We start from the raw sequence: 13,948 nt of genomic DNA, 5'->3' as shown, positions 1-13,948 counted from the left end.
AATCCCTTCAGGCCCGCCATTTTCCCACTCGCACTCTCTGAGGCTGTGCCATCATGGATTCAGACACTGCCCCGCGAGGAATTCTCACACAAGGCAGGATGTTCGGTTACGACGAACGTATCATGGATTTTCTGACGACGCAGAGACGTCACAGGATGGATTTCGTCGCTCTCAGGTGATCCGCATCCAATGCCACGAGGCGATTGTCACCGCACCTCACTGAGGTGAATCCCTTGGCAAAGAGGCGCCTCCTGACCGCCTCTACCGTGTTCCCGTTGTTCAGCTCAGAATAATCCGCAGTGTCCCTGGGGCTGCCGGCATATTCGGCATAGTCCATGTCGAATCCCCCATAATAGCCTCCATAGAAACCGTCACGGAACGACGACAGCAGGAGGACCGACCTTATCAGCTCCAGACGACGCAGGCCGATCTCCCCCAGGCCATGCATCCTGGTCCCCGGCACATCGACCCTGCGGCCCGCGGAGCAATGTGAGCAGCCTGAGTCCCTCGCGGTGAGGAAACCGCGGAGGATGTCCTCCGAGGAATGTTCCGGGCCGATCGGCTCGACACACGTCACGGTCTCGATCCCCGCGGATATCAGCGCCTTGATCGTGTTGAAGCGGTCCATCGGATTGAGACGTGTATCGTCGCCCTCGTCGATCCTCAGCGAATGATAGGCCCTGCGGACCCCCGCCCGCTTCAGTTCCCTCGCCTCCTCGACGGTCACGTCCCCAGTATTGACACATACGGACACGTGCCCCGGGACGGTCTCCATGGCTGTGTCGACAGCCTCCATGAGGTCGGTCGGATCGAAATTGTGGATCGTCATGAGTGACACGGACTCCACATCGTCGTATGCCGTGACATGTTCCAGATAGTCGCGGAGAACCCTGGGCGGCATGACGTAGTCGTCCGCGTCCGTGGTGCTGGCGGCGAAGCTGCAGAACCCGCAGTCCGCGATGCAAGGCCCGGTCACGACTCCGATCTGGACCCCTATGCTGCAGGAGTTGCCGTTCCTCCCACGCACAGCATCGTCTGCCGTGGCGATTATGAGGTCCGATTCTACCGAGGTCTCGTCGTGACCGAGCATCTCGAGACACTCCGACCTGCTCAGGACGCCTGCTGAAAGGGCCTTCCTGCATAATTCCCCGGTACGTCCATCCATGACATGGATACCACACGAACATAGTATTTCTCGTTTACATCTCCGAATTAGACGCGCCGGGAACCCATATCTGCGCCCTCCCATCGGTTTCCGTACGGGAACCAAGAGTCCCATCGGGTTCTTGACGATACCAATACTCCTTAGGCATGCTACTTCCTGGGACCAACACGGTTCGAGAAAGATACAATGAGCACGAGAAGAGTGGAGAAGCTGAACGTGGGGGAGGTGACCGTCTTTGACCTTGACGGCATCAGGATCCACTCGTATGACACCAAAGACCCCTTGGACGATCAGGCCATCATAATAGAAAACATCGAGACGAGGGATGCATTCGCGATCGAGCATCCGGGGTTCGACGAATCGATAACGGAATTAACGGAGTACATCCGTATGAATGGCATCAGACTCGCGGCACAGCTTCTGGCATACCATGGCGGCGGGAACAGATTCATGCCGAATGTGGAGAAGATGATGACTCAGGGGGCACTGGACTTCACGAACATCGGGGCCGGAAGAGCCATGGTCAAAAAGTTCTCCGGGACGTTCGGAAAGACGTTCGATGGTGGACCCTGCACGACCGATACGATCATCGGAGGCGGACCGCTCGAGATCGCCGGCATCCGTGTGATCATCAATCCGGATCAAGAGGCATACGAGATCGAGATCCCTACGGCAAGGGCGGCATACGTCCACATGATCGGACACGACTGCCATTCCATAGTGGGGGGCCCTGACCACGCGGACATCATAATATCCAATCTACAAAGGTACCTCGACAGAGGGTATGAGCTGTTCCTCACCTCCCACTACAGACCGGAGACCAGAGAGGACGTCATGACGAAAATCGCATACATCTCGAGACTGAGGGACATTGCATCCGGATCGAGATCGTCAGATGAGTTCATAGGAACCATGATATCCGAGTTCCCCGACTACAGCGGAAAGAACTATCTGGAAATGACGGCCGATGCATTCTTCCCCCAGCAACCCCTACGGTGAACGATACAATGAGCGAGCTTCCCGAATGCCCGGTCGAACTTACGGTGAGCCTCGTAGGCGACAGGTGGAAGATCCTGATTCTCAGAGACCTGCGCCAACGCACCATGAGGTTCAGCGAACTGAGAGAATCGGTTCCAGGCATCTCCTCCAAGGTCCTGACAAACAGGCTGAGGGAGCTGGAGACAGATGGGCTGATATCCCGTCAGGCGTTCGCGGAGATCCCACCGCGTGTAGAACACAGCGTGACGGACCTGGGTCGTAGCTTTACCCCGATCTTCGAGACCATGTGCTCATGGGGCGAATGGTATCGGGAAAATCATGGGCGATCGGCCCGCATCGGACATCCCCGAGGGACACGCTCCCGAGGATGTCCGATCACACGACCCATGCCGTACTCGAAAACGATGACTGCATCTCCGACTTAATATCGTGGAGAATCATTCCAGATTCGCGATTTTTCTGTCATCCTGTAATGGCCTAACATCTGTCTCCCAGACCCCACCATTTATCTTCCGAACGCCCGTTGCTCAACCATGACACTGGGACTGGGTCTCGACACCGGCGGGACGAACACGGATGCCGTGATCATGGACCTGGAGACCGACAAGGTCCTCTCCAAGGCCAAATCCCCCACGACGAAGGAGGACCTGAGCATAGGGGTCCGTAAGGCACTGGAATCACTGGACCAGACGCTTCTGGGAGAGGTCTCCGTCGCATCCCTGTCCAGCACGCTGGCCACGAACTCCGTGGTCGAGGGGAAGGGCTGCAGGGTCGCGCTGATCTGCATCGGCCAGGAATGCGAGGTCTCCGTCCACGTGGACGCCCGCACGACCGTCGCGGGAGGCCACAACAACCACGGCGGGGAGGAGCATACCCTGGACGAGACGGCAGTCCGGGAGTTCCTCGGATCCGTCAGGGGGAAGGTCGACGCTGTCGCCGTGACCGGGGTGTTCGCCACCAGGAACCCGAGCCACGAGGACCGGGTGCGTGCGATCGTCAGGGAGGTCCTGGACATCCCCGCAGTCTGCGGCCACGACCTGTCGTCGAAGCTAGGGGTGGGGACCCGTGCATCCACATGCATCGTGAATGCCAAGCTCATCCCGATCATGGAGAGGCTCATCTCGTCCGTGAAGAGGGTGTTCTCGGACATGGGTCTGGATGTGCCCCTGACCATAGTCCGCGGGAACGGCTCCCTCATGAGCGAGTCCCTGGCCAAGGAGAAGCCCATAGAGACCGTGCTCTCCGGACCGTCCGCCAGCCTCATCGGGGCGATGACCCTGACCGGGAGGAGGGATGCGGTCGTGCTGGACATCGGAGGGACGACCACTGACATCGGCGTGCTCAGGAACGGCACCCCGAGACTCACATCCGATGGCATGAGGATAGGGGGTACGCTCACGCACATCAATGCCGCTCGCGTGGCCACCGCCGGGATAGGCGGTGACAGCCGCATACTCGTCAACGGCAGGAAGGTCGTACAGAGCTCGGTCCGCGCCATACCGCTGTGCGTGGCATCGATGAGATGGGACTCGGTCAAGAGGTCGCTCAACGATGCGATGGGGCTGTGCAACACGGACCTGCGCGAGAAGAGGGACCCCTTCACACAGGCCATGGGATGCGAGCTGTTCACCCCGATCTGCGACCCGGATAGCATCGAACACATGACCGACACCGACCGCATGTTCATGGACCTCCTGAGGGAGCGCCCGCTGACGGCCGACGAGGCCGCCGCAGAGCTGGGCACGTACACCTCATCGATCAACAGCGCCTGGCTGGAGAACAAGGACCTCGTACAGAGGATAGCGTTCACCCCCACGGACCTCCTGCACGTGCTGGGAAGGTTCTCGGACTACGACAGGGAGGCCTCCGTCCTCGGTGCGGAATATCTCGCCAAGAGGAGCGGGAAGACCCTCGACGAGTTCCTGAAGGACGCTGAGGACTGCATCAAGCAGAGGATCTGCACGGAGGTCATGAGGGACCTCATAGAGGAGGAGATGGGCAGCTGCGACCTCGGCTCCGCCGGGGAGAGGATGCTCGGAAAGGCTGTCCTGTCGAAGGATGGCCTAGACTTCAGATGCAGGATACACCTGAACAAGCCCATGATAGGCATCGGGGCCCCCGCAGGGGTACTGGTCAGGTGGGCCGGGGAGGCGCTGGACGCGGAGGTCCTGATACATCCGGACTCGGACGTAGGCAACGCGGTCGGGGCGATAACCGCGACACTGTCCGAATCCATCGTCACCACGATAAGGCCGGAGAACCTGGACGAAGACTCGTCCCCGTTCGAGATATTCACGTTCGACGGGAGGCACCTCGTGCAGAGCCTGGACGAGGCGCACAGGTTCGTCGAAGAGCACTGCGGGGAGCATCTCGCGGAGATGCTGAAGGCGGCGAACGCCCAGAACATACGCATCAGCACATCGGAGAAGACCAGCACCATGTGGAGCAGGGGGCGCGAGATACTGTCGGAGATCGAGGTCACCATGACCGCGACCGGACATTCCGGGCCCTTCGAGGGACGCGAGTGACATCCGTCCCTCCACCCGGGTCGTTTCAGCATCTCTGCGCGATGGAGACTGTCGCGAAGCACCCCATACCAGAACATGGGCTCGCATCATGGGATGGTGAATATCGAGAAGACCGCTCGGATCACGTATGTCCAAAACCTTTGAATCCGTGAAGAGCTGCACATACAAAACTTTTGAATCCGTGAAAATACATGGTTCTAAAATCTTTGAATTCGTGAATGTTTAAATACATACCATCTCTCTGTTCGAATTATGATGGAACTCCGGAGGAAAGCTTACGACGACCTGCTGGAATGGAAAGAAACAAGCAGGGGCACCAGTGCACTGCTGATAACAGGTGCAAGAAGAGTCGGTAAGAGCCATTTGGTGAAAAAATTCGGAAAAGAACAGTACAGATCATTCATCATGATTGACTTTTCCAATGTCAGTCCAGGCATAACAGATGCATTCATCAATGACATGAGGAACTTGGACATGTTCTTCGAAAAGCTGTCCATAGAGTTCGGTACACCTCTGTATGATCGCGAATCGCTCATAGTTTTCGATGAGGTACAACTTTTTCCCCTTGCAAGACAGCGCATAAAAACATTGGTCGAAGATGGAAGGTATGACTACATCGAGACAGGCTCCCTGATCTCCGTCAGAGCAAATGTCAAAGACATACTGATACCTTCAGAAGAAGAGGAATATGCGTTGAATCCATTGGACTTCGAGGAATTTCTGTGGGCCATGGGCGATGACTCGCTGTATGATTTCGCCAAGAAATGCTTCGATGACATGACCCCTATGGGAGAAATGCTTCACCGCCGCATGATGACACGTTTCAGGGAGTATGTTCTAGTGGGAGGTATGCCCAGGGTCGTTTCCCTGTACAAGGACACAGGCAGATTTCAATCCGCAGACAATGAGAAGAGAAAAATCCTCGAGCTGTACCGTAACGACATAGGGAAATTTGCCAATGGGTATGCTATGAAGGTCCGTGGCATTTTTGACCTCATACCTGGACAGCTGTCTAAAAAGGAGAAGACATTCAGACTTTCATCGCTAGGAAAGGATGCCCGCACCCGCGATTACGAAGATTCTTTCATGTGGCTCGCGGATTCCGGAGTCGTAAACATCTGCTTCAATTCCACAGACCCTCAAACAGGACTGACGATGAACCTGGACATCTCCACACAGAAATGCTACATGGCGGACACGGGACTTCTAACCACCATGGCATTTGCGGACAACAGGTTTACCGAGAATGAACTGTATCGTGCCATACTCAGTGACCGTCTGAACATTAACGAAGGGATGCTTATGGAGAATGTGGTATCTCAGATGCTCGTGTCGAACCGCCACAGGTTGTTCTTCTATCACAGATACGACCGTGATGACAGCAAAGGCAACATCGAGATAGATTTCCTGGTCGTAAGAAATGGGAAGATCTGTCCCATTGAAGTAAAATCATCGGATCATCTCTCTCACTCATCCCTGGATAAATTCCGGAACAAGTTTGGAAAGCGCCTCGGAGATTCATTCATCCTATATACGAAAGACATGAGAGAGGTGGATGGCATTCGGTGCCTGCCACTCTACATGGCGGCGTTCATCTAAAAAGTGAGGGGATCGATCTCCCGAACCTCGGATGCTGTTTGAAACGGATTCGATCGTCCAAAAACCCCAGGGCTCATGAGATGCGTGCTCCCTCAAGCCCTGGGCCTAAAAGATTTAACTCAGGGACAGTGCAGACCCCAATATAACGTGCGGGACTCCCCCGTCATCGACAATCCTGCATTCGACATTGTACACTCTGTTGACAAGCGCCTCCGTGATTACCTCCGAAGGAGGCCCATCCGCCAGTTCTATAACGGACACCGACATGTCCCCATGATCAAGATGGATTCTGTCTGGATGGAGAAGTACAGGCCGCAGAGCCTGGACGAGGTTATCGGCCAGCCTCAAGCTGTCGACAGACTGAGATCGTTCACGTCCGGCGACAGCCTCCCCCATCTCCTCCTCTCCGGTCCTCCCGGGTCCGGGAAGACGACATGCGCACTGATACTGGCACGCGAGGTCCTGGGAGGCATGACCGCAGGGAACTTCCTGGAGATCGATGCCTCGGACCTCACCAAATCCAGGCCGGTGGAGCAGAAGTCCGATGTCGACGAGGACGGGAACTCATCGTCCAAGACGGTCATCAGGAAGGATTCCAGCCCCCTGTGGAGGATCAGGGAGTTCGCCACGACATCGTCCATAGACGGCGTCAGGTTCAGGGTCGCGTTCATTGACGAGGTGGACTCCCTCTCCAAGGAGGTTCAGGAGGCTTTGAGGCGCACCATGGAGGTGTACTCCGGGAACTGCGCGTTCATCCTCGCCTGCAACCATCCGTCCATGATCATAGACCCCGTGAGGTCCAGGTGCAGCACCGTCACCTTCAATCCGATCCCCCGCGAGGTTCTGGCCAAGCGCGTCTCGGAGATCGCGGAGACGGAGGGCGTCCAGCTTTCCGAGGGGGTCCCGGACGGCATAGCCCGCGCATCCGAAGGGGACATGCGCGTGGCCCTAGGGATACTGCAGGCCTCGTCGGCATCAGGAAGGAAGGTGGACCTCGACACGGTGTTCAGACTGGTGGAGACCCCTGCCACGAACGCCACCCAGAAGATGATCGAGGAGGCCCTTTCCGGGAATGTCATGAAGGCCCGCGACACATTGGACACCATGATGATCGAGGGCGGGATGACCGGCCGCGAGGTGATATCTGGGATCCAGCAGCAGGCACTGGGCATAGGACTCGGGGATGCGGACATGGTGAGGCTGATGGACAAGATCGGCGAGACCGACTATCGCATCGCCCAATGCGGCTCGGGGATGCAGAGCGCCTCACTGGAACGCATCCAGATCGAGAGTCTGCTGGCATACCTGTCCATGGTCGGCAGGAAGCTCAAGAAGAACCGATCGGGACGATCGCACGAGGGCCTGGACGGCGAACATCAGAACGAACACCGCAGAAATCCCCCACATCATCGGACTGACCTCCCTCCCCCTTCCGGACACCAGCCTCATCAGACAGAACGTTATGAAGGCCAGTCCTATCCCGTAGCTGATGTTGTAGCAGAGCGCGGTGAACAGGCCCGCGAAGAATGCGGGGACCGCCTCGAAGAAGTCCTCCCAGTCGATGTTCCTGAACGAGGACATCATCAGTATCCCTACGGCCACCAGGACCGCGGAGTATGCCGCCACGGGGATCGCGCTTATCAACGGTGATGCGAACATCGTCGCCGCCAGGCACACCGCGACGACGACCGCAGTGAGACCCGTCCTGCCGCCCTCCGATATGCCGACCATCGACTCTATGACGGTCGTGGTGTTGGTGGTCCCGACGAACGCCCCGACGGACGTCGCAACCGAATCGGCCACCAGGGCACGGTCCATCCTGGTGTTGAACCCGCCCTCCCCCTCCGATGTCAGCTCCTCGTCGGTGAACAGCTTGCTCTTCCTACCGGTCCCGATGAAGGACCCCACCGTGTCGAAGGTGTCCACGAGACTGAACGAGATGATCGCCACCACGGCCATCGGGAGTCTGTCGGCATCAGTGAAGAGCGCGGGGATCCCCTCCCCGGAGAATATCGCACCGACGGAACCGGAAAGCTGCGAGAACGCATCGGATATGCTGACGGTATCGCCCATGTCGGTCAATCCCAACGGGATGCCGATCACGGATATCGCGATGATCACAATCAATGGCGCGCCGTTGACCCCTTTCCCCATCAGGATGAGCACCAGAGCCAATGCGAGGATGAAGAGTGCCACTGCCGGTTGTGCGAGGTTCGCCAGCTCCGGCACGCCGGCGCTCAGGTCGATCAGACCGACCTGCAGGATCCCGATGTACGCGACGAAGAGCCCTATCCCTCCGGATATGGCGTACTGCAGGCTCCGGGGAATGGACGCGATGATCTTCCTACGGACGTTCGTCAATGTTATCGCTATGTTCACCAGACCGCATATGAAGACTATGGCAAGACCCTCCTGCCAGGAGAATCCCATCGATCCGCAGACGGTCACCGTGAAGAAGGATGCCATCCCGAGGCCGGGGGCCAGAGCATACGGGACGTTAGCGTAGAGGGCCATCACCAGGGTCCCGACGATGGACGATATCGCGGATGCCAGGAAGACCGCGCCCCATTCCATCCCGGCATCGCCCAGTATCCCCGGCACGGTGATGAGGATGTACGCCATGGACAGGAATGTCGTCAATCCCGCCACGGCCTCCTTCATGGGGGTGGTCCCATGTTCCTTCAGCCCGAATATGTCACGCATCCGAAGACTGGACGGTCATGTACGTATTTGAAGGGTCAGTGCCCGTGACGGACAGACAACAACCATAAATCGACCGATGGTTTCCCTGGCACAATGACACAGGTCATCCTTCACACCAACATGGGGGACATCACCCTCAAGATGAACGAGGACATGCCCATCACCACCGGCAACTTCGTGAAGCTCGCGAAAGAGGGCTTCTACGACGGCGTCATCTTCCACAGGGTCATCGACGGGTTCATGATCCAGGGCGGAGACCCCGACGGAACCGGAATGGGCGGACCCGGATACACCATCCAGGACGAGTTCGGAAAGGGCCACTCCAACAGGAGGGGGACCATCTCCATGGCCAACACCGGCAGGCCCAACTCCGGAGGTAGCCAGTTCTTCATCAACACCGTCGACAACACGTACCTCGACAAGGAGGACCCCCGCACACCCTACGCGCACCCCGTCTTCGGAGAGGTCGTCTCCGGGATGGACGTCGTCGACAAGATCGGACGCGTCGAGACAGACCGCAACGACAAGCCTCTCAGCGATGTCGTTATCGAGAAGGCCGAGGTCGTCGAGTGAGACCCGTGCCGGGAACCCGGCACGAAACCATTTCCATTCCCATCGGAACGAAGATTATTTTTTTCTGACCATCGATTCCCGACCGGAGTCAACCCATGTCGAAGCACGTGATGGAATGCCTTGGATTGAGCAGAGTGACCATCGTGGATGGAAAGGTCGTCGAGGTCACCGAGCCCCGCGTCAAGCATTGCCCGCTTTTCGCGGAGAAACGCGGGATAGAGGAACTCAACTGTGAATCCATAAGGAAGAACATCGAGTACCGCATAGAGCACTTCGGCATGTGCAACGAGGATAGGGAGACCGAGATGGCCAATTTCCTCTCGTTCGGGATCTCCGAGATACTCAGCTTCGCTCTGATGAACGGGAAGATCGACGCGGCCGTCATAGCCGCGGACGGGTGCGGAACCGCGGTGTTCACGGACCCGAAGCTCGTCCAGGGGATGGGTGGCCGCATATCAGGGATCTGTGAGACAGAACCGATACCCAAGGTCGTCGAGGCGATCGGACCGGAGAACATGCTCGACCCGGAGACCGCGAGGATCGACATGGTCGCCGGTGTGGACAAGGCGTTCTCGATGGGATTCGGAAAGGTCGCTGTCACCACGCCGTTCGTCCGCGATGCCGTCAGTATGCGCCAGAAGTACGGGGACAGGTTGATCCTCGTCGGAGTCCACACCACCGGTATGTCGGAAGAGGACGCGAGACTCGCATTCGACACGTTCGATGTCATAACATCCTGCGCATCCAAGTATCTCCGTGTGGAGGCGTCCAACAGGCCCGATACCCTCATAGCAGGCCGCAAGGTCCCCGTCTACGGGACCAGCGCCGCAGGAAAGGAACTCGTGCAGGACAAGCTGGATGAACTCGGGAAGAAGGCGTGGGACCCCAGCCAGGGATCTCAGGAGCCTCCGTCCCCGCTGATCTGATCAGTACGACTCTATGGTCAGATGGGTCCCCGATCTCAGATAGATCAGCGGGACCTTCTCCCTTCTGAGGCGCCTGCGGAGCTCCTTGTCATTGGTCAGGACATAGGCGTTCTCCCTCTTCGCCAGCTCCACCACGGCGCTGTCCCCGGTGGCCTCGGTCGGGATTATCTCGTATTTGCGGGCCAGAGCCAGCGCGGCACCGGAGAACTTGTGGTCCAAATGCTTCAACTCCCCCACCAGCGGTCCGGGGACGACGATCCTGGCCTCGCCGAGCAGGTCCTGCAGGGCGAGGTCCAGATTGATCCTGATCTCAAAAGGCATCAGTAAGGCGTTTGTGTCGAGCACGACCGTCTGCATGACGATCACTGCTCGACGATACCGTATCCGATGAGCCTCCACTTGTTGGAGATGCGCCTGGAGATGGCGACCCTCTGCCCGGGCAGGATGCATACGGGGATCTTGAGGGTGACCTCGGCGGAACCTGCCCTGGCGCTCTTGACGACGCCGACGGTGGTTGCCGTTCCCACGCTCAGCATGAGGGGCTCGTTGCTCTTGATCTCGTCGACATTGAGCTCTGCCGACGAACCGACCACACGGTCCAGCAGGACGGTCTTCATCTCGAAGTCATGGACCACGGGAGGTAGCTCTCCGGGGCGTCCGATGACCCTTCCGGTAAGGCCGTCCGACTTCGTTATGGCCGCATCCAGTCCGGTCCCGATGGCGATAAGCCCCCCGGGGACGACCTTCTTGACGGACTTGCCCCCTGCTTCGAGGGATGTGACCGTCGCGCGGATATTCTCGTAGACCGTCTTCCCTGCGACCTCGGTCTTCCTTCCGGGAGCGATCTCGATCTCGTCCCCTACCTTCAGGGTACCCTGCATGAGGCTGCCCCCGAGGACTCCGCCCCTCAGCTCCTCCGGCTTCGCACCGGGGGAGTTGATGTCGAAGGAACGTGCGACGTGCATGAGCGGGGTCGCATCGGGATCCCTTACGATCTTGGAGATGATGTGCTCCTCGATGGCCTCGATGAGCATGTCGATGTTGACGCCGCGGTTGGCAGAGATCGGGATGATCGGTGCATCCTCCGCGACTGTCCCCTTGACGAACTCCTTGATCTGCTTGTAGTTCTCGATCGCCTGTTCCCTGGTGACGATATCGATCTTGTTCTGGACGATGATGACCTTGTCGATGCCGATGATCGACAGCGCCATCAGATGCTCCTTGGTCTGGGGCTGGGGACACTTCTCGTTGGCCGCGACCAGCAGCAGGGCCCCGTCCATCAGGGCGGCTCCGGACAGCATGGTGGCCATGAGAGTCTCGTGGCCCGGTGCGTCCACGAACGACACCGCCCTGTGGAACTCGGCATCCGCGCCACAGTTCTTGCACTTCTTGGTGGTGCCGTAACAAGCTGCGCCCTGACACTCGGGGCACTTGTAGAACGCGACGTCAGCATACCCGAGACGGATGGAGATCCCTCTCTTCAACTCCTCCGAGTGACGGTCTGTCCACTCGCCGGAGAGAGCCTTTGTGAGGGTCGTCTTCCCGTGGTCGACGTGCCCGATCATCCCGATGTTGATCTCGGGCTGCTTTGGAACTTTCATCAGTTCTCCGCGGGAGCCTCTCCCTCGGGTGCGGGGTTGAGGATCTCCTCTATGGTCTTGGGTCCGTACTCGGTTACCTTCATGTTGATCTGGACGATTGCGTCGGAGATCGTGGCACCACGAACGGCGACCCTCCTCCTCTCACCGTGGTAGATCTCGTGGAATCCGAGACCGTCGGACAGAAGGAGCTTGACCCTCTTGTTTCCGGGAAGGTCCCCCCTCATGGGAGTTCCGTTCCTGTCGGATCCGCCAGTGATCTTGAGCTTGTATTCGGGAAGGCCAACGAACACTCCGTCGACGACCTCTCCGATGCTTACGCCAATCAGAGAGTTCGCGTGGTGACCGGTGACCGCGACATTGTAAGACTTTCCAGTCTTAACATCGTTCACTATGACTTTGAAGTCTGCCATTTGAACACCTGTAGGGGTCGGCTATCAGGGGCGCATTAATAAAGGTATTGCTTTTAAAGCACGACGCCGGGCCCGGGACTCAGTTGAAGAACATGAACATGCGGGACACCGCGATCTTCAGCATGTCCGTGAAGCTGCGACGGCTGTACTCCTCGGGCAGGCACTCGGTGGCATCCTCCAGCTCGGACAGGAACTCGCGCTCGGCATCCCCTGCCGCATCCTCCGAGAACACGACGACGTTCTCCCCGTAGTCCGCCCTCATGGAGCGGGAATTGAATATCCCCGATCCCACGGCGCAGACCTTTCCGTCCGCCACCGCCAGGCACTTGACCAATGCCTTGGGGGCGAAGTACACCCGGACACCTGACATCATCAGGGGATTGGATGCCGCGAGGGAGTTCCATGCCTGATACCAATGCCTGCACTTGGCGGGGATGAGTATCCTGACATCCGTGCCGGCTATGGCCGCCTGCTTCACCGCGTTGTACATGTCGTCCGTCGGGACGAGATAGGGGAACGTGACGTACAGCCTCTGCCTCGCGCCGGAGATCAACTCCGAGTAGCCGTGCAACATGGGAAGACCGGGAGAGTCCGGCCCGGACGATACGCACTGGACCCCGCATCCGCCTTTGGGCCCTCCGTCATAGTCGACGATGTCGCAGACCTCTCCGGAGGCGTGCTCCCAGTCCGCGATGAACCTGCGGTCCAGACGGGCGGCCGCGGGACCCTTGATCTCGATCCCCGCCCCCAGCCCGGTCAATGCGTGGTCGCCGTCGACCACTAGGATCTCCCTGAGACAGCGGTTCGCGGTCTTGATCATGAACAGCGAGTTCAACCCGCTGTGGAACGTCGCATGCCTCACCCCTGCGGACCTCAGGGCGTGCAGCCCAGGGGTCCTTCCGAACCCGACGACGGATGTGATCAACCTGACCTCCAGGCCGTCCCGTGCCTTCCTCTCCAGGGCCTGCACGAGTGCCTTGTCGCGGGGCAGGCCGAATATCTCCAGGTGTATGGTCCTCTCGGCCGTCTCGATGATGCTCAGGAAGTCGCGTCCGTCCGCACCCATGTCCCAATGGAGCCTCACATCGTTGCCTGACGTGTATATGTCGGCACCGGACTCCGATAGGATGCGGGACAGGCGGGTGTCGCCATCGGGGGTGTCCGACTGCACACCGGCCATGTACTTGCGGTCGGATGCGTGCTTCCTGCTCCCGTCCGACCGCATGAACAGGGTGCATCCGAACATGAGGTACAGTATGAACCCCGCGAACGGCAGGATGAACACTATGGCCACCCAGAACACGAAGGTCCTGGGATCGAACCTCTCCCTGAACAGGAGTATGTACAGCGCCGCCAGGTCCACTGCCAATAGCGGCAGCCAGACCGGCAGCACTGCGAAGATGTACGTGAAGAAGGGGACTGTGAGATATGTCAAGGGTCGCCC

The 13,948-nt window shown here is 58.6% G+C and carries 12 protein-coding genes and 1 pseudogene; 7 read left to right on the top strand and 6 right to left on the bottom strand.

What is annotated here, in order from left to right:
• Positions 1-148 precede the first annotated feature (148 nt).
• Positions 149-1,165 (bottom strand): radical SAM protein, encoded by a 1,017-nt coding sequence (locus tag V5D86_RS05695; protein ID WP_414595725.1) that lies wholly within the window; start codon positions 1,163-1,165, stop codon positions 149-151.
• Positions 1,166-1,351: 186 nt separating this feature from the next.
• Between V5D86_RS05695 and V5D86_RS05690 the strand changes: the two genes are divergently transcribed.
• From V5D86_RS05690 to V5D86_RS05670, 5 genes and pseudogenes are all read left to right on the top strand, one after another.
• Entirely contained in the window at positions 1,352-2,164 is an 813-nt protein-coding gene (locus V5D86_RS05690; protein ID WP_414595724.1) for a hypothetical protein, read from the top strand.
• 8 nt (positions 2,165-2,172) lie between these two features.
• Positions 2,173-2,589 carry a winged helix-turn-helix transcriptional regulator gene (locus V5D86_RS05685; RefSeq protein ID WP_414595723.1) on the top strand — a complete coding sequence of 139 codons (417 nt, stop codon included), beginning with the start codon at positions 2,173-2,175 and terminating at the stop codon, positions 2,587-2,589.
• Positions 2,590-2,697: 108 nt separating this feature from the next.
• Positions 2,698-4,692: a hydantoinase/oxoprolinase N-terminal domain-containing protein gene (locus V5D86_RS05680; RefSeq protein WP_414595722.1), complete on the top strand. Its 1,995-nt coding sequence runs from the start codon at positions 2,698-2,700 to the stop codon at positions 4,690-4,692.
• 252 nt (positions 4,693-4,944) lie between these two features.
• A complete protein-coding gene (locus V5D86_RS05675; RefSeq protein WP_414595721.1) occupies positions 4,945-6,291 on the top strand; it encodes an ATP-binding protein in 1,347 nt (448 codons plus the stop codon).
• A gap of 75 nt (positions 6,292-6,366) precedes the next feature.
• Positions 6,367-7,530, top strand: a pseudogene (locus V5D86_RS05670) (AAA family ATPase); the annotation flags it as partial.
• Between the two features lie 27 nt (positions 7,531-7,557).
• Here the strand turns inward: V5D86_RS05670 and V5D86_RS05665 are convergent.
• Entirely contained in the window at positions 7,558-8,994 is a 1,437-nt protein-coding gene (locus V5D86_RS05665; protein WP_414595720.1) for an NCS2 family permease, read from the bottom strand.
• A 93-nt stretch (positions 8,995-9,087) separates the two neighbouring features.
• Here V5D86_RS05665 and V5D86_RS05660 point away from each other — a divergent pair, with 93 nt between their 5' ends.
• Together V5D86_RS05660 and V5D86_RS05655 are read left to right on the top strand one after the other, a co-directional pair.
• Positions 9,088-9,567 carry a peptidylprolyl isomerase gene (locus tag V5D86_RS05660; protein ID WP_414595719.1) on the top strand — a complete coding sequence of 160 codons (480 nt, stop codon included), beginning with the start codon at positions 9,088-9,090 and terminating at the stop codon, positions 9,565-9,567.
• A gap of 95 nt (positions 9,568-9,662) precedes the next feature.
• The gene (locus tag V5D86_RS05655) at positions 9,663-10,493 is read left to right on the top strand and encodes a methanogenesis marker 8 protein (protein WP_414595718.1); all 831 of its coding nucleotides are present in this window, start codon (positions 9,663-9,665) and stop codon (positions 10,491-10,493) included.
• Here the strand turns inward: V5D86_RS05655 and V5D86_RS05650 are convergent, their stop codons facing one another.
• The 4 genes from V5D86_RS05650 to V5D86_RS05635 all read right to left on the bottom strand — a co-directional run bounded on the left by V5D86_RS05650 (position 10,494) and on the right by V5D86_RS05635 (position 13,939).
• On the bottom strand, positions 10,494-10,850 hold the full coding sequence (locus V5D86_RS05650) for a PIN domain-containing protein (protein ID WP_414595717.1): 357 nt from the start codon (positions 10,848-10,850) through the stop codon (positions 10,494-10,496).
• A gap of 5 nt (positions 10,851-10,855) precedes the next feature.
• Complete coding sequence (locus V5D86_RS05645; protein WP_414595716.1) at positions 10,856-12,094, bottom strand: translation initiation factor IF-2 subunit gamma; 1,239 nt, start codon at positions 12,092-12,094, stop codon at positions 10,856-10,858.
• A complete protein-coding gene (locus V5D86_RS05640; protein WP_414595715.1) occupies positions 12,094-12,504 on the bottom strand; it encodes a 30S ribosomal protein S6e in 411 nt (136 codons plus the stop codon). The genes V5D86_RS05645 and V5D86_RS05640 overlap by 1 nt, the downstream gene beginning before the upstream one ends.
• A gap of 79 nt (positions 12,505-12,583) precedes the next feature.
• Positions 12,584-13,939: a phospholipase D-like domain-containing protein gene (locus V5D86_RS05635; protein WP_414595714.1), complete on the bottom strand. Its 1,356-nt coding sequence runs from the start codon at positions 13,937-13,939 to the stop codon at positions 12,584-12,586.
• Between the last annotated feature and the right edge of the window lie 9 nt (positions 13,940-13,948).

The organism is Candidatus Methanoprimaticola sp. MG2, assembly GCF_047501175.1.
Lineage (GTDB): Archaea > Thermoplasmatota > Thermoplasmata > Methanomassiliicoccales > Methanomethylophilaceae > Methanoprimaticola.
The sequence above is the reverse complement of the archived record's forward strand: the minus strand, read 5'-3'. Positions and strand labels throughout refer to the sequence as shown.

What these genes read in the sequence shown, in the direction of transcription:
- V5D86_RS05695 (WP_414595725.1), bottom strand. Translation starts at nt 1,165, where the DNA reads ATGGATGGACGTACCGGGGAATTATGCAGGAAGGCCCTTTCAGCAGGC.
- V5D86_RS05690 (WP_414595724.1), top strand. Translation starts at nt 1,352, where the DNA reads ATGAGCACGAGAAGAGTGGAGAAGCTGAACGTGGGGGAGGTGACCGTC.
- V5D86_RS05685 (WP_414595723.1), top strand. Translation starts at nt 2,173, where the DNA reads ATGAGCGAGCTTCCCGAATGCCCGGTCGAACTTACGGTGAGCCTCGTA.
- V5D86_RS05680 (WP_414595722.1), top strand. Translation starts at nt 2,698, where the DNA reads ATGACACTGGGACTGGGTCTCGACACCGGCGGGACGAACACGGATGCC.
- V5D86_RS05675 (WP_414595721.1), top strand. Translation starts at nt 4,945, where the DNA reads ATGATGGAACTCCGGAGGAAAGCTTACGACGACCTGCTGGAATGGAAA.
- V5D86_RS05665 (WP_414595720.1), bottom strand. Translation starts at nt 8,994, where the DNA reads ATGCGTGACATATTCGGGCTGAAGGAACATGGGACCACCCCCATGAAG.
- V5D86_RS05660 (WP_414595719.1), top strand. Translation starts at nt 9,088, where the DNA reads ATGACACAGGTCATCCTTCACACCAACATGGGGGACATCACCCTCAAG.
- V5D86_RS05655 (WP_414595718.1), top strand. Translation starts at nt 9,663, where the DNA reads ATGTCGAAGCACGTGATGGAATGCCTTGGATTGAGCAGAGTGACCATC.
- V5D86_RS05650 (WP_414595717.1), bottom strand. Translation starts at nt 10,850, where the DNA reads ATGCAGACGGTCGTGCTCGACACAAACGCCTTACTGATGCCTTTTGAG.
- V5D86_RS05645 (WP_414595716.1), bottom strand. Translation starts at nt 12,094, where the DNA reads ATGAAAGTTCCAAAGCAGCCCGAGATCAACATCGGGATGATCGGGCAC.
- V5D86_RS05640 (WP_414595715.1), bottom strand. Translation starts at nt 12,504, where the DNA reads ATGGCAGACTTCAAAGTCATAGTGAACGATGTTAAGACTGGAAAGTCT.